Annotated in this window: 21 protein-coding genes and 1 pseudogene; 4 read left to right on the top strand and 18 right to left on the bottom strand. The window is 69.9% G+C overall.

Going from position 1 to position 21,052, the window contains the following annotated elements; all coding sequences use genetic code 11:
• Positions 1 to 2 precede the first annotated feature (2 nt).
• The 12 genes from RH864_RS15740 to RH864_RS15685 form a co-directional block, all read right to left on the bottom strand.
• Positions 3 to 575 (bottom strand): AAA family ATPase, encoded by a 573-nt coding sequence (locus tag RH864_RS15740; RefSeq protein WP_310518519.1) that lies wholly within the window; start codon positions 573 to 575, stop codon positions 3 to 5.
• A 10-nt stretch (positions 576 to 585) separates the two neighbouring features.
• The gene (locus RH864_RS15735; protein ID WP_310518518.1) at positions 586 to 846 is read right to left on the bottom strand and encodes a F0F1 ATP synthase subunit epsilon; all 261 of its coding nucleotides are present in this window, start codon (positions 844 to 846) and stop codon (positions 586 to 588) included.
• A gap of 2 nt (positions 847 to 848) precedes the next feature.
• The gene (gene atpD, locus RH864_RS15730; protein WP_310518517.1) at positions 849 to 2,309 is read right to left on the bottom strand and encodes a F0F1 ATP synthase subunit beta; all 1,461 of its coding nucleotides are present in this window, start codon (positions 2,307 to 2,309) and stop codon (positions 849 to 851) included.
• 20 nt (positions 2,310 to 2,329) lie between these two features.
• Positions 2,330 to 3,229: a F0F1 ATP synthase subunit gamma gene (locus tag RH864_RS15725; protein ID WP_310518516.1), complete on the bottom strand. Its 900-nt coding sequence runs from the start codon at positions 3,227 to 3,229 to the stop codon at positions 2,330 to 2,332.
• Positions 3,230 to 3,276: 47 nt separating this feature from the next.
• Entirely contained in the window at positions 3,277 to 4,914 is a 1,638-nt protein-coding gene (atpA, locus tag RH864_RS15720) for a F0F1 ATP synthase subunit alpha (protein WP_310518515.1), read from the bottom strand.
• Positions 4,915 to 5,023: 109 nt separating this feature from the next.
• Positions 5,024 to 5,818 carry a F0F1 ATP synthase subunit delta gene (locus tag RH864_RS15715; protein WP_310518514.1) on the bottom strand — a complete coding sequence of 265 codons (795 nt, stop codon included), beginning with the start codon at positions 5,816 to 5,818 and terminating at the stop codon, positions 5,024 to 5,026.
• Positions 5,819 to 5,821: 3 nt separating this feature from the next.
• On the bottom strand, positions 5,822 to 6,388 hold the full coding sequence (locus tag RH864_RS15710; RefSeq protein ID WP_310518513.1) for a F0F1 ATP synthase subunit B: 567 nt from the start codon (positions 6,386 to 6,388) through the stop codon (positions 5,822 to 5,824).
• Between the two features lie 29 nt (positions 6,389 to 6,417).
• Positions 6,418 to 6,654, bottom strand: a complete 237-nt coding sequence (gene atpE, locus RH864_RS15705; RefSeq protein WP_108390493.1) for an ATP synthase F0 subunit C — start codon at positions 6,652 to 6,654, stop codon at positions 6,418 to 6,420.
• A 42-nt stretch (positions 6,655 to 6,696) separates the two neighbouring features.
• Positions 6,697 to 7,485, bottom strand: coding sequence for a F0F1 ATP synthase subunit A (atpB, locus tag RH864_RS15700; RefSeq protein ID WP_310518512.1), 789 nt, complete (start codon positions 7,483 to 7,485; stop codon positions 6,697 to 6,699).
• 181 nt (positions 7,486 to 7,666) lie between these two features.
• Positions 7,667 to 8,140, bottom strand: coding sequence for a hypothetical protein (locus RH864_RS15695; RefSeq protein WP_310518511.1), 474 nt, complete (start codon positions 8,138 to 8,140; stop codon positions 7,667 to 7,669).
• The gene (locus RH864_RS15690; protein WP_310518510.1) at positions 8,137 to 9,438 is read right to left on the bottom strand and encodes an MraY family glycosyltransferase; all 1,302 of its coding nucleotides are present in this window, start codon (positions 9,436 to 9,438) and stop codon (positions 8,137 to 8,139) included. The genes RH864_RS15695 and RH864_RS15690 overlap by 4 nt, the downstream gene beginning before the upstream one ends.
• A complete protein-coding gene (locus RH864_RS15685) occupies positions 9,435 to 10,241 on the bottom strand; it encodes an L-threonylcarbamoyladenylate synthase (RefSeq protein WP_310518509.1) in 807 nt (268 codons plus the stop codon). Before RH864_RS15685 ends, RH864_RS15690 begins: the two co-directional genes overlap by 4 nt.
• 93 nt (positions 10,242 to 10,334) lie before the next feature.
• Here RH864_RS15685 and RH864_RS15680 point away from each other — a divergent pair, with 93 nt between their 5' ends.
• A complete protein-coding gene (locus RH864_RS15680) occupies positions 10,335 to 10,985 on the top strand; it encodes an HAD-IA family hydrolase (RefSeq protein WP_310518508.1) in 651 nt (216 codons plus the stop codon).
• Between the two features lie 72 nt (positions 10,986 to 11,057).
• Here the strand turns inward: RH864_RS15680 and RH864_RS15675 are convergent, their stop codons facing one another.
• Both RH864_RS15675 and RH864_RS15670 read right to left on the bottom strand, forming a co-directional pair.
• Positions 11,058 to 11,879, bottom strand: a complete 822-nt coding sequence (locus tag RH864_RS15675; RefSeq protein WP_310518507.1) for an ABC transporter permease — start codon at positions 11,877 to 11,879, stop codon at positions 11,058 to 11,060.
• The gene (locus tag RH864_RS15670) at positions 11,876 to 12,829 is read right to left on the bottom strand and encodes an ATP-binding cassette domain-containing protein (RefSeq protein WP_310518506.1); all 954 of its coding nucleotides are present in this window, start codon (positions 12,827 to 12,829) and stop codon (positions 11,876 to 11,878) included. Before RH864_RS15670 ends, RH864_RS15675 begins: the two co-directional genes overlap by 4 nt.
• Positions 12,830 to 12,968: 139 nt before the next feature.
• Here RH864_RS15670 and RH864_RS15665 point away from each other — a divergent pair, with 139 nt between their 5' ends.
• Positions 12,969 to 13,910 (top strand): TetR/AcrR family transcriptional regulator, encoded by a 942-nt coding sequence (locus tag RH864_RS15665; protein ID WP_310518505.1) that lies wholly within the window; start codon positions 12,969 to 12,971, stop codon positions 13,908 to 13,910.
• A gap of 141 nt (positions 13,911 to 14,051) precedes the next feature.
• Here the strand turns inward: RH864_RS15665 and prmC are convergent, their stop codons facing one another.
• The gene (gene prmC / locus RH864_RS15660; RefSeq protein ID WP_396129994.1) at positions 14,052 to 14,936 is read right to left on the bottom strand and encodes a peptide chain release factor N(5)-glutamine methyltransferase; all 885 of its coding nucleotides are present in this window, start codon (positions 14,934 to 14,936) and stop codon (positions 14,052 to 14,054) included.
• A gap of 77 nt (positions 14,937 to 15,013) precedes the next feature.
• Here prmC and cysK point away from each other — a divergent pair, with 77 nt between their 5' ends.
• Together cysK and epsC are read left to right on the top strand one after the other, a co-directional pair.
• Positions 15,014 to 15,949 carry a cysteine synthase A gene (cysK, locus tag RH864_RS15655; protein WP_310518504.1) on the top strand — a complete coding sequence of 312 codons (936 nt, stop codon included), beginning with the start codon at positions 15,014 to 15,016 and terminating at the stop codon, positions 15,947 to 15,949.
• Between the two features lie 18 nt (positions 15,950 to 15,967).
• Complete coding sequence (epsC, locus tag RH864_RS15650; RefSeq protein WP_396129993.1) at positions 15,968 to 16,552, top strand: serine O-acetyltransferase EpsC; 585 nt, start codon at positions 15,968 to 15,970, stop codon at positions 16,550 to 16,552.
• A gap of 226 nt (positions 16,553 to 16,778) precedes the next feature.
• Here epsC and RH864_RS15645 read toward each other — a convergent pair whose 3' ends face one another.
• The 3 genes and pseudogenes from RH864_RS15645 to rho form a co-directional block, all read right to left on the bottom strand.
• Positions 16,779 to 17,732, bottom strand: coding sequence for a hypothetical protein (locus tag RH864_RS15645; RefSeq protein ID WP_310518503.1), 954 nt, complete (start codon positions 17,730 to 17,732; stop codon positions 16,779 to 16,781).
• A 310-nt stretch (positions 17,733 to 18,042) separates the two neighbouring features.
• On the bottom strand, positions 18,043 to 19,113 hold the full coding sequence (gene prfA, locus RH864_RS15640) for a peptide chain release factor 1 (RefSeq protein ID WP_310518502.1): 1,071 nt from the start codon (positions 19,111 to 19,113) through the stop codon (positions 18,043 to 18,045).
• A 7-nt stretch (positions 19,114 to 19,120) separates the two neighbouring features.
• A pseudogene (rho, locus tag RH864_RS15635) lies at positions 19,121 to 21,028 on the bottom strand (transcription termination factor Rho); the annotation flags it as partial.
• Between the last annotated feature and the right edge of the window lie 24 nt (positions 21,029 to 21,052).

The following is a 21,052-nucleotide window of genomic DNA, read 5'->3' as shown; positions in this document are numbered from 1 at the left end:
GGCTACGCGGCCACGAACGCGAGCGCCGCGTCGACGTTGACCCCGAGCGTGCCGACGCTGTCGATGGTGACGCGCGGCAGGGCCGCGCAGGGCCCGATCCAGGGCGCGTACCCTTCGAGGCTCTGCTCGACGGCGCGCCAGGTGGTCTCCTCGAGGTGCGGCAGCCGACGCTCGCGCTTCTCGAGCCGCTCGCGGTGCACCGCCTCGTCGGAGCAGACGACCTCGACGACACGCAGCCGCGCCTCGGTCTCGTTCGCCAGGTCGCGCCACTGCAGACGCGCAGCCTCACCCGCATTCACCGCGTCGACGATGACCGTCCGGCCGGCGAGCAGCTCTTTCCGGGCGATCTCCTCAGCCACGAGATACGCCGCGAGGCCGGTGGGCTGATCCGCCGCGATCCCGGCGCGCAGGATCGCGGACTCGATCGGATCGACCGAGATCACGGTCGCGCCGAGCCGCGCACCCATGATCTCGCCGATGGTGGACTTGCCGGCCCCCGGCAAGCCCGCCATCACGATGAGCTGGGTGACCGTGAGGTCACCGAACTGGCGGTCGATCGTCTGCTCCCCCGGCATGCGATCCTCCTCAGACGAGGGCAGCCCGCGACGCCACGACCTGCACGGCGTTCGACTGCACCGAAAGGAAACCATCCTCCGCGTTGGCGGTGAGCTTCTCGCCGCCGGCCAGGGTGACGCGCACCTCGCCGCCGGCGAGGATCGCGAGCATGGGCTCGTGACCCGGCAGGATACCGATCTCACCCTCGACGGTGCGAGCGACCACCATGGTCGCCTCGCCCGACCAGACCTCCTGGTCGGCCGAGACGACACTCACGTTGAGTGCGGCCATGTTCAGCCGTTCTCCTTCTGGATCTGCGCCCACTTCTCTTCGACGTCGGTGATCGGGCCGACGTTGAAGAACGCCTGCTCGGCCACGTGGTCGAAGTCGCCGCGGACGATCGCGTCGAACGACTCGATGGTGTCCTTGAGCGGCACGGTCGAACCCTCGACGCCCGTGAACTTCTTCGCCATGTAGGTGTTCTGCGACAGGAACTGCTGGATGCGACGCGCGCGCGCGACGGTGATCTTGTCTTCCTCGGAGAGCTCGTCGACACCGAGGATCGCGATGATCTCCTGCAGCTCCTTGTTCTTCTGCAGGATCGCCTTGACGGCCGTCGCGACGCGGTAGTGGTCCTCGCCCAGGTAGCGGGGGTCCATGATGCGGCTCGTCGAGCTGAGCGGGTCGACCGCGGGGTACAGACCCTTCGACGCGATCTCACGCGAGAGCTCGGTGGTCGCGTCGAGGTGCGCGAACGTGGTCGCCGGCGCCGGGTCGGTGTAGTCGTCGGCCGGGACGTAGATGGCCTGCAGCGACGTGATCGAGTGACCACGCGTCGAGGTGATGCGCTCCTGGAGGATGCCCATCTCGTCGGCGAGGTTCGGCTGGTAGCCGACCGCGGAGGGCATACGGCCGAGCAGCGTCGAGACCTCGGAACCGGCCTGCGTGAACCGGAAGATGTTGTCGATGAAGAGGAGCACGTCCTGCTTCTGCACGTCACGGAAGTACTCGGCCATGGTCAGGGCCGAGAGCGCGACGCGCAGACGCGTCCCGGGCGGCTCGTCCATCTGGCCGAAGACGAGTGCGGTCTTGTCGAAGACGCCCGCCTCTTCCATCTCGTGGATGAGGTCGTTGCCCTCACGCGTGCGCTCGCCGACGCCCGCGAACACCGACACACCACCGTGGTCCTGCGCGACGCGCTGGATCATCTCCTGGATGAGGACCGTCTTGCCGACGCCCGCACCACCGAAGAGGCCGATCTTGCCACCCTGCACGTACGGGGTGAGCAGGTCGATGACCTTGATGCCGGTCTCGAAGAGCTGCGTCTTCGACTCGAGCTGGTCGAAGGCCGGGGGCTTGCGGTGGATCGGCCAGCGCTCGGTGACCTCGATGGTCTCGCCGGGCTCACCGTTCAGGACCTCGCCGATGACGTTGAAGACCTTGCCCTTGGTGACGTCGCCGACGGGCACCGAGATCGGCGCGCCGGTGTCGGAGACCTCCTGGCCGCGGACGAGGCCGTCGGTCGGCTTCAGGGCGATGGCGCGCACCAGGTCGTCGCCGAGGTGCTGCGCGACCTCGAGGGTCAGCTTGGTGGTCTCGCCGCCGATGGTGATCTCGGTCTGGAGAGCGTTGTAGATCTCGGGGATCGAGTCGTGCGGGAACTCGATGTCGACGACGGGGCCCGTGACCCGGGCGACCCGGCCGACAGCGCCGGCGGCCTGCTCGGCGACCGTCGCAGTTGCGATGTCAGTCATTCTGCTCTCTCTTTTCTGGATTACTTCTTGGCGACGACGAGCGCGTCCGCGCCGCCCACGATCTCGGAGATCTGTTGCGTGATCTCGGCCTGGCGAGCGTTGTTCGCGAGGCGGGTGTAGTCGGTGATGAGCTTGTCGGCGTTGTCGCTCGCCGACTTCATCGCCTTCTGGGTCGCCGCGTGCTTGGCGGCAGCCGACTGCAGGAGGGCGTTGAAGATGCGGCTCTCGATATACACGGGCAGCAGGGCGTCGAGCACGGTCTCGACGTCGGGCTCGAACTCGTAGAGCGGCTGCACCGTCGAGGTGGGCTCTTCGACCCCTTCGACGACCTCGAGCGGGAGCAGGCGGACCACGGACGGCTCCTGCGTCATCATGCTCACGAAGCGGTTGTACACGAGGTGGATCTCGTCGACCCCGCCGTCGCCGGCATCACGCAGGAAGGACTCGAGCACCGCGTCGGAGATCTCCTTCGCGAGGTCGAACTCGGGGTTCTCGGAGCTGCCGATCCACTGCTGCTCGAATGCACGACGGCGGAACTGGAAGTACCCGACCGCCTTGCGTCCGACGAGGAAGTAGACGACCTCCTTGCCCTGCGAGCGGAGGAGCTCGGAGAGCTCCTCCGCCTCACGCAGCACCTGCGAGTTGAACGCGCCGGCGAGGCCACGGTCGGAGGTGAGGATCACGACGGCGGCGCGCTCGATCTTCTCGGGCTCCGTCGTCAGCACGTGCTCGACGTTCGAGTAGGTCGCCACGGCCGACACCGCTCGCGTGATCGCACGCGAGTACGGCGTCGAAGCGGCCACACGTGCCTGCGCCTTCTGGATGCGCGAGGCGGCGATGAGCTCCATCGCCTTCGTGATCTTCTTCGTCGTCTGGGCAGACCTGATCTTCTGCCGGTAGACCCGAAGTTGCGCTCCCATGTCTCTCCTGTTTCCGTAGCTTCCGAGGACGTCTCGACAGCGATCGCCTAGCGGCGACCCTTGACGATCTTCTCCTGGTTGACGTCCTCTTCGGCGATGGCCTCGAACTGCTCCTTGCCGACCGACGCGAGCGACTTGCCGTCGCCGGTCTGGAACTCGAGCTTGAAGGTGTCGACGGCGGACTCGAGCTTGGCGACGGTGTCGTCGTCGAGCACGTTGGTGTCGCGCAGCACCGTGAGCACGTCGGTGTTCCGGCCGAGGTAGTCGAGCAGCTCGCGCTCGAAGCGCAGGATGTCTTCGACGGGAACCTCGTCGAGCTTGCCGTTCGTGCCGGCCCAGATCGAGACGACCTGCTCCTCCACGGGGTACGGCGAGTACTGCGGCTGCTTGAGCAGCTCGGTCAGACGTGCACCGCGCGCGAGCTGACGACGGCTCGCGGCGTCGAGGTCGGACGCGAACATCGCGAACGCCTCGAGCGAGCGGTACTGGGCGAGCTCGAGCTTGAGCGTTCCCGAGACCTTCTTGATCGACTTGACCTGCGCGTCACCGCCGACTCGCGAGACCGAGATGCCCACGTCGACCGCGGGGCGCTGGTTCGCGTTGAACAGATCGGACTGGAGGAAGATCTGGCCGTCGGTGATCGAGATCACGTTGGTCGGGATGTACGCCGAGACGTCGTTGGCCTTCGTCTCGATGATCGGCAGACCCGTCATCGAGCCGGCGCCCAGCTCGTCGGAGAGCTTGGCGCAACGCTCGAGGAGCCGCGAGTGCAGGTAGAAGACGTCACCCGGGTACGCCTCGCGTCCCGGCGGACGGCGCAGCAGCAGCGACACGGCGCGGTAGGCCTCGGCCTGCTTCGACAGGTCGTCGAAGATGATCAGCACGTGCTTGCCGGCGTACATCCAGTGCTGGCCGATGGCCGAGCCGGTGTACGGCGCGAGGTACTTGAAGCCCGCGGGGTCGGAGGCGGGGGCCGCGACGATGGTCGTGTACTCCATCGCGCCGGCGTCCTCGAGCGCACCCTTCACCGAGGCGATGGTCGAGCCCTTCTGGCCGATCGCGACGTAGATGCAGCGGACCTGCTTGGTCGGGTCGCCCGACTCCCAGTTCGCCTTCTGGTTGATGATCGTGTCGATCGCGATCGCGGTCTTGCCCGTCTGGCGGTCGCCGATGATGAGCTGACGCTGCCCACGGCCGACGGGGATCATGGCGTCGATCGCCTTGATGCCGGTCTGCAGCGGCTCGTGCACCGACTTGCGCTGCATGACGCCCGGCGCCTGCAGCTCGAGCGCGCGGACCGACTCGGTCGCGATCTCGCCGAGGCCGTCGATCGGGGTGCCGAGCGGGTCGACCACGCGGCCGAGGTAGCCCTCGCCGACCGGGACCGAGAGGACCTCGCCCGTGCGGGTGACCTCCATGCCCTCCTCGATGCCGGTGAACTCGCCGAGGACGATGACGCCGATCTCGTCTTCCTCGAGGTTCTGGGCGAGGCCGAGCGTGCCGTCCGCGAACCGGACGAGCTCGTTCGCCATCACCGAGGGCAGTCCCTCGACGTGGGCGATGCCGTCGGCCGCGTCGGTGACGTACCCGACCTCGGTCTTCTGCGCCGCTCCAGGCTCGTAGGCCGCGGCGAACTCCGAGAGAGCCGAACGGATCTCATCGGGGCTGATGGTGAGTTCTGCCATTGCTATTTCCTATTCGTGAGGGCCGGGCCTCTAATCTGTACTACTTGTACAGCTGCGGTCTGTGAGCGGCGTGTGGCGGTGGGCCTGGGCCGGACGGGTGGTGCCGGCGTCAGCCGGCGAGCTGCAGCCTCAGATCGCTGAGGCGGGTGGCGACGCTGCCGTCGATGACGTCGTCGCCGAGCTGGATGCGCACCCCGCCGAGGACGGCCGGGTCGACGATGGTGTCGAAGCGGATGCTCCGCCCGGCCGTCGCCGCGAGCGAACGTTCGAGGCGGGCGAGCTGGTCGCTCGTCAGCGGCACGGCGGTCGTGATGGTCGCCACGTCGAAGCCACGCTGATCGGCCACGATCGCGGCCGCCTCGCGAAGCATCTGCCCGATGCGGCGGCCTCGCGGCTGCTGCACGAGATGCCGGACGATCACGATCGTCGCCTCGGCCGCGTTCGGCGCGAGCAGGCGCTCGACCAGCTGCGTCTTCGCGTCGGCCGCGCCGAGCTTCGAGCCGAGTGCGAGCTCGAGCTCCGCGTCACCGGCGACGGTGCGTTCGAAGTCGAACAGCTGGGCGTCCAGCGCGACCCCGTCGCCCGCGGCGATCGACGCGAGCCGGATGCCGAGGTCTTCGAGGCCGGCGAGGAAGTCACCGGCGCTCGACCAGCGCTGCGACGCCGCGCTCACGAGCAGCGTGACCGCCTCGGGCGCGATGCGCGAGCCGAACACCTGCTCGACGAGTGCCCGCTTCTGCGCCACGTCGGCCTCGGCGTCGGTGAGCGCGGTCCGCAGCTGCGGCGTCGCGCCGACCACACGGGCCGCGGCGAGCAGGTCGTCAGCGGCACGGAGCTCGGCCCGGCCGATGCCGGCGAGCGCGGCGCGGGTGCCCGCGAGGGCCTCCCTCGTTGCGCTACCCATGCGTTACTTCTTCCCGCCGGCGGACGCCTGCTCGGCTTCCAGGTCGGCGAGGAAGCGGTCGACGACGGCCTTGGCCTTCGCGTCGTCGGAGAGCGTCTCACCGACGACTCCCGACGCGAGGTCGATCGCGATGGTGCCGACCTCCGAGCGCAACGACACGAGCGCCTGCTGGCGCTCGGCCTCGATCTGCGCCTGCGCGCTCGAGGTGACGCGTGCAGCCTCGGTCACGGCCTGGTCCTTGGCCTCGTTGACGATCTTCTTGCCGTCTTCACGAGCCGTCTCGCGGATACGACCTGCCTCGGCACGCGCGTCGGCGAGCTGAGCCGTGTACTCCTCGAGCGCCGCCTCGGCCTTGCGCTGCGCCTCGTCGGCCTTCGCGATGTTGCCCTCGATGGCCTCGGCACGCTCGTCGAGCAGCTTCTGCACGCGAGGGAGCACGTACTTCCAGAAGAAGACGAGGATGATGACGAAGCAGACCGACGACCAGATGATGTCGTACCACGCGGGAATCACCGGGTTCGGCGTCGCCTCGCCGGCCTCCCCTGCAGCCCTGAGTACTGCGTGAAGCACAGTGGCCTCCTAAATCGCTGCGGAAGAGACTAGTTCGTGAAGATGAAGTACGTCGCGATACCGATGAAGGCGAGCGCCTCGGTGAAGGCGATACCGATCCACATCAGCACCTGGAGACGGCCGGCCAGCTCGGGCTGACGAGCGACGCCCTCGATCGTCTTGCCGACGACGATGCCGACGCCGATGGCCGGGCCGATCGCCGCGAGGCCGTAGCCGACGGTCGCGATGTTGCCGTTGATCTCAGCGAGAACGGTGGTTGCGTCCACGTTGGGTTTCCTTTCCTAGGGATGTTCGGGCGGGCGCCCGGCTCAGTGCTCTTCCGCGACCGCGAGCTGGATGTAGACCGCGGTGAGAAGGGCGAAGACGTAGGCCTGAAGGACGGCGACGAGGATCTCGAACAGCGTGAACACGAAGCCGAAGGCCAGTGAACCGACGCCGAGCGCGTAGCCCCAGCCGCCCATCGTGAAGAAGAAGAACTGCGTGGCCGCGAAGAACAGCACGAGCAGCAGGTGGCCGACGATCATGTTCATCATGAGTCGGAGCGTGAGCGTGACGGGCCGGATCACGAAGGTCGAGATGAGCTCGATCGGCGTGACGATGATGTACACCGGCCACGGCACGCCCGCCGGGAACAGCGAGTTCTTGAAGAAGTTCTTCGGGCTCTTCTTGACGCCCGCGTAGATGAAGGTGATGTACGCGACGATCGCGAGGACGAGCGGCACACCGATGACCGACGTGCCGGCGATGTTCAGGAACGGGATGACACCCGTGATGTTCATGAACAGCACCATGAAGAAGATCGTGGTGAGGATCGGCAGGAATCGCTTGCCGTCCTTCTTGCCGAGCAGGTCATCGGCGATGTTGACGCGCACGACGTCGAGGCCCATCTCGACGAGGCTCTGGAAGCGACCGGGGACGACGCGCATGCGGCGCGTGCCGAGCCAGAAGACCAGGAGGAGGGCGATCACCGCGACGAAACGGACCAGCATGATGCGGTCGATCTCGAACAGGGTGTCCTCGAACAGCAGCGGTCCAGGGAAGAACTCGTTGATCGACGGCCCGTGGAACTCACCATCATCGGTTGCAGTCGGAACCATCAGGTTCACAGCGTTAGCTAGCAGCGCTATCTCCTGTGTCGGGGCGTGGAGCGGAGCTCTCGCGACGTCGAACATCGGGATCGGTTTCTGCACACGCCGGAGGCACGAGGTGAAACCGAGGGGATCGACATCACTCTAGCAACAAGTTCTACGCGAGGACGAATTCGCGCCGTCCGGGATTTCAGTCGTCAGCCGGCGGGCGCGGCAGCGAGACATCGCTCGCGTACGGCAGCCGCGACTTCGCGACCACGAGCACGTCCACGGTGAGCGAGGCGATGACCCCGGCGACGATGCTGAGGAACAACACCGTGGTGTTCAGCCACGGGGCGTCGCGCAGCACCACGACGAGCACGATGAACAGGATGAACTTCAGCAGCCAGCCGCCGAGCACGATGCCGAAGAACGCGCCGACGAACACGTCGCTGCCCGAGAAGCGGTTGGCGAGCAGGATGCTCGCCGCGGTGATGGCCATGAACACGACGGCCATGAGCGTGCCGACAATGGCACTGACGAGCCCCTCGACACCTGCGAAGATCAGCCCGAGCACGCCCGCGACCACGAGAATCACGGCGGCGAGCAGGCCACCCCAGATGAGCGCGCGCTTCAGCACGGGGTTCGAGGTGGGGGTGCGGCCGGCACCAGTCGCGTCGGTCATGAATGGGTTCCGTTTCCTTGCTCGGGCGGGGTGGTCGTGCGGGCATCTGCCGAGGCATCCGTCGGCGCGGCCGACGTCGCGGCCATCGCGACGGGCGATGCGGGCGCCGCGAGCTCGTCGAGGCCGGGCAGCTCGGCCACCGGGGCCTCCTCCGCGGCGACGGTCAGCCGCTTGCGGCGGCCGAGCGGGGCGAGCGTCAGCACCGCGCAGATGAGGAAGCCGACGCCGAGGAGCAGGAACGCCCAGCCGGCGTCGATGCCGAGATAGACGGGGAACACGTAGGTCATCAGGCAGCCGACCGCGACGACCGCCGTCCAGGCGTAGAAGATCAGCACCGCATGCAGATGCGAGTGCCCCATGTCGAGCAACCGGTGGTGCAGGTGCTTGCGGTCGGCCGCGAAGGGCGACTTGCCCGCGCGCAGGCGACGGACGACGGCGAGCCCGAAGTCGAGCAGCGGGATGACGAGCACCGCGAACGGCAGGATGATCGGGATGAAGGCCGCGAACAGCTCCTCGAGCCCGACCGCGCCGGGGTTGATCTGCCCGGTCACGGCGATCGCCGAGGTCGCCATGAGCAGACCCACGAGCAGCGCGCCCGCATCGCCCATGAAGAGCTTCGCCCGATGCCAGTTGAGCGGCAGGAAGCCCGCGAGCGCCCCGACCAGCACGATCGCGATGAGCGAGGCGAGGTTGAAGTAGTTGAACGGCGAGGTCTCCTGCACGAGCAGGTAGCTGTAGATGAAGAACACGCCGTTGGCGATCAGGGCGACCCCCGCGACGAGGCCGTCGAGCCCGTCGATGAAGTTCACGGCGTTCATCACGAGGACGATCGCGAACACCGTGATCACGGCGCTCATCCACGAGGACCCGACCGAGATGCCGGCGATCGGCAGCGACACGATCGAGACGCCCTGCCAGGCGATGAGACCGGCCGCGATGAACTGACCCGCGAGCTTGGTCATCCAGTCGAGGTCCCAGAGGTCGTCGGCGACGCCGAGCAGCACGATGAGCAGGGCGGCCCCGAGGATCGAGAGCACCTGGACGGGATCCTCGAAGATGATCGCGACGGGTGAGAACCGGCTCCCGCCGATGGCCGAGACGACCCCTGCGGCGGCGAACGCCGCGACGAACGCGACGAAGATCGCGATGCCGCCGAGCCGTGGCGTCGGCGTCGTGTGCACGTCCCGATCGCGGATCTTCGGGTACAGCCGGTACTTGAGCCCGAGCTTCCAGACGACGATCGACCCGACGAACGAGACGATCGCCGCGAGCACGGCGAGAGCGACGAACAGGGTCATGACACAGAGGCCTCGCTGCCGGGCTCGGCGGCGGCCGGCAGATCGGTGGGCAGCGCGTCGGCGGGCGGCGCGTCGGCGGGCGGCGCGTCGGCGGGCGGCGCGTCGGCGGATGCCTCGCCGGCGGCCTCGCGCTCGAACGCGGCCTCCCCCACGACCGCGACGAGGTCGGCCCGCGTGATCACCCCGGCCCGGACGATCCGGAGGCCGTCGCCGGTCGCGTCCACGATCGTCGAGGAGAGGTCCCCAGGACGTTCGCCGACCGCCTCGTACTCCTCGCCGGCGGCGCCGCCGTCGAGGTAGACCGCCACGGCGTCGCCGAGCATGTCGGCGGCCTCCTGCGCGGTGCCGGCGGCCGGTCGGCCGGAGAGGTTCGCCGAGGAGACGGCGAGCGGCCCCGTCTCGGAGAGCAGTTCGAGCGCGATGCGGTGCCGCGGCATGCGCAGTGCGACGGTGCCGCGGGTCTCCCCGAGGTCCCACTGAAGCGACGGCTGGGCGTGCAGCACCACGGTGAGTCCGCCGGGCCAGAACGCCTCGACCAGCCGGCGCACCGGTTCGGGGACGTCGCGCGCGAGCGCGTCGAGCGTGGGCACACCCGGGATGAGCACAGGCGGCGGCGACGTGCGGCCCCGGCCCTTCGCGTCGAGCAGCCGTTGCACGGCCTTCGCCGAGAACGCGTCGGCGGCCACGCCGTACACCGTGTCCGTCGGGATCACGACGAGCTCACCGCGCCCGATGGCGGCCCGGGCGAGTCGCATGCCGGTGAGCAGGTCGGCCTCTGCCGAGCAGTCGTAGATCGAAGTCATGACCGGTCGATTCTAGTCCCCGGGCCTTGTCGTCACCCGGGCGTCGGCGCTCCTCCGCGCCGCGGTTCCGGCGGGGCTTGCCATACTCGGGGTGTGGGCACTCCCCTGTTCCTCTTCGACTTCGACCAGACGCTGTCGGCGTACGACTTCCGCAAGCGGCTGCCCGCGCTCGCTCTGGCGACCGGCGTGAGCCAATACCGGCTGGCCTCGAGCTGGTGGGCGGCCGGGCACGAGGCCGCAGCGGAGGAGGGCGCGTACGCGACGTCCGAGGAGTATCTGACCGCGTTCCGCGAGGTGACGGGCGGCGCACTCACGAGACGGCAGTGGATCGACGCGCGGCTTGCGGCGATGACGCCCGTGCCCGAGACGCTCGAAGCGGTCCGGCTGGCCGGAGCGCTCGGCACCGCGTCGCTGCTGTCGAACAATCCGATCATCTTCCGCGACTGCTTCCCCGAGCTCGCACCCGAGGCGGCCGCGCTCCTCGGCGGGAACGACCTCGTCTCGGCCATCCTCGGCGCGCGCAAACCCGACCGACGGATCTTCGAGCGCGCGCTCGCCCACTACGGCGCGGACGCGGCTGATGCGATGTTCGTCGACGACTCCGCCGCGAACGTCGCGGGCGCGCGCGCCGCGGGCCTCACCGCGTTCCAGATCCGGCTCGGCGGCACCGACGCGAACGCCCGCGAACTGGTGCCCGCGATCCGGGCGTTCGCCGCGGATCGCGGGCACCCGCTGGTCGAGTAGTGAGCGCCGGCGAGCGCATCGACACCTCGCATACGGGTCTCGATGCGCTGCGCTGCTCGACCGACGAGTCGCTCAGCGCCGCCCGGCCTTGCGGCGGAACAGCCACGCGCCCCACCAGGCCGAGAACGCGACGATCCCGGCGCACCAGCCGAGCGCCCACCATCCCGAGTCACCCATCGGCGTGCCCATGAGCAGGCTCCGGATGGTCTCGATGATCGGCGTGATGGGCTGGTGCTCGGCGACCCACTGCAGCCACGCGGGGAGCGTGTCGACCGGGACGAACGCGCTCGACAGGTACGGCAGGAACAACAGGATGAACCCGTAGCCGTTCGCGGCGTCCGGGCTGCCGGCCGCGAGGCCGATCGCGGCGAACAGCCACGTGATCGCCAGGATGTACAACGCGATCATGCCGATCGCGCCGAGCCACTCGAGCACGCCCGCGGACGGGCGGAAGCCCAGCGCGAACGCGACGCCGATCACGACCGCGGTCGCGAGGAGGTTGCGTGCGACGCTCGCGACCACGTGCCCGGTGAGCACCGCTCCGGCACGCAGCGGCATCGTGCGGAACCGGTCGATGACGCCGGTCGACATGTCGCGCGCCACGTAGGTCGCCGTGGAGCTGGCACCGAAGCCCGCGCACAGCAGGACGATGCCGGGCACCACGTAGTCGACGTACCCGCCGGAGGGATCGAGCGCACCGCCGAACACGAAGGTGAACAGCAGCATGAGCATGACGGGCAACAGGATCGCCATGAGCAGCGCCTCGCCGTCGCGGAGCGAGTGCGTGAGGCTGCGGCGGATGAAGACGGACTCCGCCGTGAACGGGCCGAGGGCGGTGCGCGCGCCGAGCGCGGGGGCGGAAGCGGACGGCCGCGATGGGGCGATAGTGGTCATGATCGTCCTTTCGTGATGAGTTGAGCGGTCGCGTCGCGGGCATCGCCCGCGGTCGGCATGAGTCCCCTCGTGATCGCGAGGAATGCGTCGTCGAGGCTCGGGCGCCGGACGGTCACGTGCACGCCGGGCCGGGCGGATGCCTCGTGGCGGTCGAGCTCGTCGATCGCGGCGCGCAGCCCGTGCACCGTGCCGTCGGTGGGCAGCTCCGCGAGGAGTGCGTCGTCGGCGTCCCGGAGCTCAACCACCTCGCCGCCGACCCGCGACTTGAGCTCGCTCGCGCTGCCCTCGGCGACGATCCGACCGCCGTCGAGCACCGCGATCCGGTCGGCGAGACGGTCGGCCTCCTCGAGGTACTGCGTCGTGAGGAAGACGGTCGCGCCCATTCCGGCGATCTCGCCGATCACGCGCCAGAGCTCCTGCCTGCTGCCCGTGTCGAGGCCCGTCGTCGGCTCGTCGAGGAAGATCACCGGGGTCGGCACGACGAGGCTGCACGCGAGGTCGAGCCGGCGACGCATGCCGCCCGAGTAGGTCTTCACGGGGCGCGCCGCGGCCTGCACGAGGTCGAAGCGCTCGAGGAGCTCGGCGGCGCGATCCTTCGCGCTGCGCGGGCTGAGCCCGGAGAGGCGGCCGAGCATCACGAGGTTCTCCCGGCCCGTGAGCACCTCGTCGACGGCGGCCTGCTGGCCGGTCAGGCTGATGCGCTCACGCACCGCGTCGGGCTCGCGGGCCACGTCATGACCGGCGACGGATGCGGTCCCGGCGTCCGGGCGGACGAGCGTCGTGAGGATGTTGATGGTCGTCGTCTTCCCCGAGCCGTTCGGTCCGAGCAGGGCGAAGACCGTGCCCTCGGGCACGACGAGGTCGAGGCCGTCGAGCACGCTCGCCCGGCCGAATCGCTTGCCGAGCCCGCGAACGTCGATCGCGAGGGCGGGGCCGGTCGGAGAGGTCATGATCACGCCTTTCGTGAATGGAGAACATAATGTCGAGTGGTAACAGTGTGTTGCATAAACTGTGTATGGCATCCACACGCGGTTTAATCTATACACAGTTCTAGGATGGAGTGCAACCTCACCCGCCGAAAGGATCCGGATGACCCCCGACTCCCCCGCTCGCCCGTCAGCTGAACCCGAGCTTCCGCGTGGAGTCGCCCTGGCCTGGGGCGTCGCGGCGAACCCGCAGCGCGGACCGAAGCGCGAGCTGAGCATCGAGCGGATCGTCGAGGTCGCCGCCGGCATCGCGGACGCCGAGGGCCTCGGCGCGGTGTCGATGAGCCGGGTCGCGCAGGCGCTCGGGTTCACGACCATGTCGCTGTACCGGTATGTCAGCGCGAAAGACGATCTGCTCACGCTCATGCAGGAGTTCGGCACGGGTGTCCCGCCGGAGCCCGAACCCGGCGACGAGGCGCTGCCCTGGCGCGAGCGGCTTCGCCGCCACGCCGCCGGCACCCTCGCGCGCTACCGCGAGCACCCCTGGCTGCTCGACATCCCGATCGACGGCACGCCCGTCACACCCAACAACCTCGCCTGGATGGACGCCGCGCTCGAGATCCTCTCCGAGCTTCCGCTCTCAGAGGACGCGCGGATCGCCGTCATGCTGCTCATCACCGGCCAGACGCGATGGCAGGGCATCATCGAGCGCTCGTACGTCGAGGCCGCGAACGCGGCCGGCGTCGACCCGCAGCTGATCGACGATGCGCGCGACGCCATGCTCGACTCGCTCGTCACCGCCGAGGAGTTCCCGGCGCTCCGACGCGCCGTCGATTCCGGGGTGTTCCGTGAGGGCGAAGACCCGCTCGCGTTCGGCCTGGAGCGCGTGCTCGACGGGGTCGAGGTCTACGTCGCGGCGCAGGCGGCGGGAGGGTCCGCGCCGCCGGTCGCGCCGGAGCCGCACGAGGACCCCGCCGTGCTCGCCGACAAGAAGGTCCGCGAGGCGCAGAAGGCCCGCCGGGAGGCCGAGAAGCGACTCCGCGATGCGCGCAAGCTCGAGCGCATCGCCCTCAAAGAAGCCCGCGCGCGCGCTGCGCGCAGCTGACCCCCGCGCGACCTCCCGTCGTCCGCGCCACCTCCCGTCGCCCGCGCCACCTCCCGTCGCCCGCGCCACCTCCCGTCGCCCGCGCCACGCACGACGGTCGTACGTGGCGCGATCGGTCAGAGCCGGCGCTGCAGGTCGGGCTCAGCGGAGCGCGGTCGTGGCGCGGTCGCGCAGCGTGAAATCGCGATGATGCGCGATCGCGCGCCAGCCGTCGGCCGCGAGCAGCTCGGCGATCGCGGGCGACTGGTGCTCGGCGTGCTCGATGACGAGCGTGCCGCCCGGGCGGAGCAGCTCGAGCGCGCGTCGTGAGAGCACCCTGATGACGTCGAGCCCGTCGGGTCCGCCATACAGCGCGACCTCGGGGTCGTACAGATGCACCTCGGGGTCGCGCGGGATCGCCGCGGCGGGCACGTACGGCGGGTTGGAGATCACGACCGCGACCCGGCCGTCGAGCTCCGTGAGCGTGTCGGCGAGATCGCCGGAGACAAGCGTGAGATTGGCCGCTCCGTTCTCGTCGACATTGCGCCGGGTCCACGGCAGCGCCTCCGGCGACTTCTCGACGGCCCACACGCGCGCATGCGGGACCTCCGTCGCCAGCGAGATCGCGATCGCCCCGCTCCCCGACCCGAGATCCACGCCGATCGGCTCGGGATCGGCCGCCGCACGCAGCGCGTCGATGGCCAGCTGCGCCACGTACTCGGTCTCGGGTCGCGGGATGAACACGCCGGGCCCGACCGCGAGCTCGAGCGAACGGAACGGTGCCCGGCCCGTGAGGTGCTGGAGCGGCTCCCGCGCCGCGCGGCGCTCGACGAGCCGGGCGATGGCCGAGGCATCCGTCGCCGTGATCGCGCCGCCCACGATCAGGCGGGCCTGGACCTCGCCGCGCGAGCCGCCGACCACATGCGCGATCAGCAGCTCGGCATCGACCTCCGGATCGGGGACCCCGGCCGCGGCCAACGCCACGATCGCCGCGTCGCGCACCTCGCGCACGCTCGGCGCAGACGACTCCGGTTCACTCGCATTCACGCAATGGAATGTAACCCACCTGCGCCCGGTTCTAGGCTGGAAGACGCACTCGAGTCCACCCGAACAGGAGTTTTCGCATGGCGAAGGTCTACGACGACATCACCCAGGCTTTCGGGGGCACTCCCCTCGTCCGCCTCAACCGCATCACCGACGGGGCCGAGGCGACCGTGCTCGCCAAGCTCGAGTTCTACAACCCCTCGGCGAGCGTCAAGGACCGGCTCGGCGTCGGCATCGTCGACGCCGCCGAGGCAGCCGGCGCCCTGCAGCCCGGCGGCACCATCGTCGAGGGCACGAGCGGCAACACGGGCATCGCGCTCGCGGCGATCGGCGCCGCGCGCGGGTACCGCGTCATCCTCGCCATGCCCGAGACCATGTCGCAGGAGCGCAAGTCGCTGCTCAAGGCGTACGGTGCCGAGCTCGTGCTCACGCCCGGCTCCGAGGGCATGAAGGGCGCCGTCGCGCGTGCCGAGCAGATCGCGTCCGAGACGCCCGGAGCAATCCTCGCGCGCCAGTTCGAGAACGAGGCCAACGTCGACATCCACCGCCGCACCACGGCCGAGGAGGTCTGGAACGACACCGACGGCGGCGTCGACCTCTTCGTCTCGGGCATCGGCACCGGCGGCACGCTGACCGGGGTCGGCCAGGTGCTCAAGGAGCGCAAGCCAGAGGTGCGGATCGTGGGCGTCGAGCCCGCCGAGTCCCCCATCCTGAACGGCGGCGCACCCGGACCGCACAAGATCCAGGGCATCGGCGCCAACTTCGTGCCGGCCATCCTCGACCGCGACGTGTACGACGAGATCATCGACGTGAACATCGACCAGGCCGTCGCCACGGCACGCCGGCTCGGGCAGGACGAGGGCATCCTCGGCGGGATCTCGTCGGGCGCGACCGTGTACGCGGCGCTCGAGCTCGCGAAGCGACCCGAGAACGCCGGCAAGATCATCGTCGTCATCGTCGCGAGCTACGGCGAGCGGTACCTGTCGACCGTGCTCTACGAGGGGCTGCTCGGCTGAGTCTGCTTGACTGATCGGGTGCCGATGCTCCGTACCCTGAAGGAAGACCTCGCGACCGCCCGTTCGCACGACCCCGCCGCGCGCGGCGATCTCGAGGTCTTCCTCGCGTACTCGGGTCTGCACGCGATCTGGGCCCACCGTGCCGCGCACCGGCTCTGGGCGGCCGGGTTCCGGCTGCCGGCGCGCCTGCTGTCGCAACTCGTGAGGTTCCTCACCGGCATCGAGATCCACCCGGGTGCACACATCGGGCGGCGGTTCTTCATCGACCACGGCATGGGCGTGGTCATCGGCGAGACCGCCGTCGTCGGCAACGACGTCATGCTCTACCACGGGGTGACGCTCGGCGGGAAGGCGCCGAGAAACACCCCGGCCGGCACGAAACGACACCCGACGCTCGAGGACGGCGTGACCGTGGGAGCGGGCGCGAAGATCCTCGGCGACATCACGGTCGGCGCCTGGAGTGCGGTCGGCGCGAACGCCGTCGTCACCAAGCCCGCGCCCGCGCACTCGCTCGTGGTCGGCGTGCCGGCGACGGTGAAGCCGCTCTCGCATGCCGCGGCCGACGCCGCACGCGGCGTCCACGACTGGCACTGGCACATCTGACCCGCGCGCGCTCCGCGCCGATTCGCCCGCTGCCGCGCTCCGCGCCACCTTGCGCGCTCCCGGTCCAGCCCGCGCGCACCGCGCCCGTTTGCGCGCACCGCGCCACCTCGCGCGCTCCGCGCCCGTTTGCGCGCACCGCGCCGGTGCGCACGAACTGCGCCAGCCACGACCGCCGTACCTGGTGCAGTCGGTCACAGGTGGCGCGGGCCGTGACGGCTGCGCTCGTTCATGTTCGGGGAAGGCCTGCTCGTACCAGTGCCTCGCGCAGAGGATCGCCGGTCCAGGCATCCCGCCAGTCCCAACGAACGCATCGCCATCCCGTGGCCATCCGGATCTCATCCTCCCGACGCTTCTCTCGGAGGATGACTTCGGCAGCAGCGTTCGACCCGTCGACGCGTGCCGCGCCGTACTTGCCGCGGCCGTCCGCTTCGCCCCACACGCCGTGCTCGGGCCACGCGAAATCCAGGTACCTGACCCGAGTCCCTGATGGCGACGGAACCGGGAACTGCAGGACCGGCGCCGGGAATCCGAACTCCTCGATTCTCAATCGGCTCATCGACTCGAGCGGCGAATCCGACTGGGTGGTCGCGCGCTGCAGCAGTGCCAACACGCGACGGCTGCACCGAAACGGCAGCCGAGCCGAATAGGCGGCGTGGAGATCATCGATGCCGCAACGCGGCGCACTCGCGCCGAATCTGGGGACGGACAGGGCCGCATCGGCCAGAACCAGTGCCGTCACGAGCGGTACACGCCGAGCGACCTCGATGACGCATTCGGCCACCGATGTGACGGACCGGCCATCGAGCCGGACGATCGTCTCGGTCCCACGTCGGGGGATCTCGACGACGCCGTTACGCCGCCGGCCCGAACTGCCGCCTGCGAGCACGAAGACCTCGGCGGGGGGTCCCCCGATCACGGGCAACCCGTGCAGCACGGCTGCGGTGATGGCGGCGAAGACCGGCGACTTGCGCTGGTGGCCGACGGCGAACGCCAGCTGACGATACTGCTGCAGTGCCGTGCGTCCGAGAGCGTCGTGCGGATCGAGGTACACCCCGCGGCGCACTCCGACGAGCGACTCGCTTCGACGCAGCCGGCGCAGGTCAGCCTCACGGCCGAGCGCACGCGCTCTCGACGCAAGGATCAGACCATCGTCACCGACTGGAATCGCAGATTGAGACATCCGTCGATGTTGCGCCCATCATCGCCCGACCGCGTTCAACCCGCGAAACCTGTGAGGAAACGCCACCCGCGGGGCCCGTGTGGAGGCGCCGTGGGATCTGCATCAGCGCCACTCCCGACGAACTGCGCCGCCCCCGACGGTCGTTGCTGGCGCAGGCCGTCGGGCGTGGCGCGGTCAGCGGAAGATGGCGCGGACGGTCGGGCGTGGCGCGGTCAGCGGGAGATGGCGCGGAGCGCGGGTGGGCGCGGAGCGCGGGTGGGCGCGGAGCGCGGGTGGGCGCGGAGCGCCCGGGGCGCGGCGCGCCAGCCGCCTAGCCGAGGTCGGCCAGGCGCGCCTCCTCGTCGGCGGCGACCGCCGACTCGATGACCGGGTCGAGCGCACCGTCCATGACGGCGTCGAGGTTGTACGCCTTGTACCCGGTGCGATGGTCGGCGATGCGGTTCTCGGGGAAGTTGTACGTGCGGATGCGCTCCGAGCGGTCCATCGAGCGGATCTGCGACTTGCGCGCGTCGGACGCGGCCGCCGCGAGCTCCTCCTGCTGCCGGGCGAGCAGGCGCGCCCGCAGCACGCGCATGGCGGCCTCGCGGTTCTGCAGCTGGCTCTTCTCGTTCTGCATCGACACGACGATGCCGGTCGGCACGTGCGTGATCCGCACGGCCGAGTCGGTCGTGTTCACCGACTGCCCGCCGGGCCCGCTCGAGCGGTAGACGTCGATCTTGAGGTCGTTCTGGTTGATGTCGACCTCTTCGGGCTCGTCGACCTCGGGGAAGACGAGCACGCCGGTCGTGGACGTGTGGATGCGCCCCTGCGTCTCGGTCACGGGCACGCGCTGCACGCGGTGCACCCCGCCCTCGTACTTCAGGTGTGCCCAGACGCCCTGCGCCGGGTCGGTCGCGTTGGACTTGATGGCGACCTGGACGTTCTTGTACCCGCCGAGATCCGACTCGTCGCGTTCGAGCAGCTCGGTCTTCCAGCCCTTCGACTGCGCGTACTGGATGTACATGCGCAGGAGGTCGGCCGCGAAGAGGGCGCTCTCGGCGCCCCCCTCGCCGCCCTTGATCTCCATGATCACGTCTCGGCCGTCGTCGGGGTCACGCGGGATGAGCAGGCGCCGCAGCTTCTCCTGCGAGTCGGCGAGCGACTCCTCGAGAGCCGGCACCTCCTCGGCGAACGCCTCGTCCTCCTTCGCGAGCTCACGCGCCGCGGCGAGGTCGTCCTGCGCCTGCTGCCAGGCGGTGTGCGCGGCGACGATGCGCGAGAGCTCGGCGTAGCGCCGGTTCACCCGCTTGGCACGCGCGGCGTCGGCGTGCAGCGCGGGGTCGGCGAGCTCCTCTTGAAGCTCGCCGTGCTCCGCGATCAGCGCCTGGACGGACTCGAACACGTGCGGCTCAGCGGTGGTCGGGCTCGTGGCCGTGCGACGCGCCGTGCCCGTTGCCGCCGACCGGCGCCGACTTCTGCATGAGTAGCAGGAACTCGGTGTTGGACTGCGTCTCACGGAGCCGGCCGAGGACGGCCTCGAGCGCCTGCTGCGGTTCGAGACCGGCGAGGGCCCGGCGCAGCTTCCACGTGATCTTGACCTCGTCGGGCGAGAGCAGCATCTCCTCGCGGCGCGTCGACGACGCGTTCACGTCGACGGCCGGGAAGATCCGCTTGTCGGCGAGCTGGCGCGAGAGTCGCAGCTCGGAGTTGCCGGTGCCCTTGAACTCCTCGAAGATCACCTCGTCCATCTTCGACCCGGTCTCGACGAGCGCCGTGGCGAGGATGGTCAGCGATCCGCCGTTCTCGATGTTGCGCGCGGCGCCGAAGAACCGCTTCGGCGGGTAGAGCGCCGACGCGTCGACGCCACCCGAGAGGATGCGGCCCGACGCGGGCGCGGCGAGGTTGTACGCGCGGCCGAGGCGGGTGATCGAGTCGAGCAGCACGACGACGTCGTGACCGAGCTCGACCAGGCGCTTCGCACGCTCGATCGCGAGCTCGGCGACGGTCGTGTGGTCTTCGGCCGGACGGTCGAAGGTCGAGGCGATGACCTCGCCCTTGACCGTGCGCTCCATGTCGGTGACCTCTTCGGGCCGCTCGTCGACGAGCACGACCATGAGGTGGACCTCGGGGTTGTTCGTCGCGATCGCGTTCGCGATCTGCTGCAGCACGATCGTCTTGCCGGCCTTCGGCGGCGCGACGATGAGGCCGCGCTGGCCCTTGCCGATGGGCGCCACGAGATCGATGATGCGCTGCGTGAGCTTGGTCGGCTCGGTCTCGAGCCGCAGACGGTCCTGCGGGTAGAGCGGCGTGAGCTTCTGGAAGTCGACGCGTGCGGCGGCCTCCTCGGCGTTCTGCCCGTTGACGGAGTCGACCTTGACCAGCGCGTTGTACTTCTGGCGGCTGTTCGACTCGCCGTCGCGCGGCTGCTTGATCGCGCCGACCACGGCGTCGCCCTTGCGCAGGTGGTACTTCTTCACCTGGCCGAGCGAGACGTAGACATCGCTCGGGCCGGGCAGGTAGCCCGTGGTGCGCACGAACGCGTAGTTGTCGAGGACGTCGAGGATGCCCGCGATCGGGATCAGCACGTCGTCGTCGAGGATCTCGGGCTCGACGTCGTCACCCGCGCCCTGACCGCGACGCTTGCGGTCGCGGTACCGGTTGCGACGGCCGCCTTCGCCGTCGGCCTGCTGGCCCTGCTGCTGCCGGCCGCTCTGGCCCTTGTCGCCCTGGTTCTTCTCGTTCTGGTTCTTCTCGCCCTGGCCGCGATCGCCCTGCGACTTGTCGCCCGACTTGTCGCCGCGCTCACCGTTGCGGCCGTCGCTCTGGGCGCGGTCGCCCTCGCCCTGCCGGTCGCCGCGCGACTCCTCGGCCTTGCGGCCGCCGTCGCCGTTCTGCTGGCGCTGGCCTTCGTCGCCGGACTTCTGACCATCGCGCTCACCGCCGCGCTCGCGGTCGCCGCCACGGCGGCCGCGGTTTCGGCCACGGCCCTGGCGGGGCTGTTCGGCGGGCGTCTCATCCTCGGCGCCTTCGGCGCCGCTGGCACCGTTGCCCTCGCGGGGCGCAGAACCGGTGGCGGCGGCGAGCTCCTCACGAACCGCCGCGCGCGCGGCCTCACGGGCCGCGTCGTCGGCCTCGGCCGGGGGCACGAGCGTTGCGCCGGCGCCTCCACCGTTCACGTGCAGCGCGGCAGCGGTCGCGCTGGTCGCCCGGCGCGGCTGACGGCCACGGCGCGGCGGCGTGCTTTCGGATGCCTCGGCGGGAGGCGGCGGCCCCGGGGGGGTCTGGGGGGTGGAGCAGACGATCGACGACCCCGCCGGCGACCGCGATTGGCGGATCCGTGC

Origin of the sequence: Agromyces aerolatus (assembly GCF_031432255.1) — a bacterium.
In the GTDB taxonomy this organism is placed as follows: domain Bacteria; phylum Actinomycetota; class Actinomycetes; order Actinomycetales; family Microbacteriaceae; genus Agromyces.
Note: the sequence above shows the minus strand (reverse complement) of the source record. Positions and strands in the feature narration are given on the sequence as shown.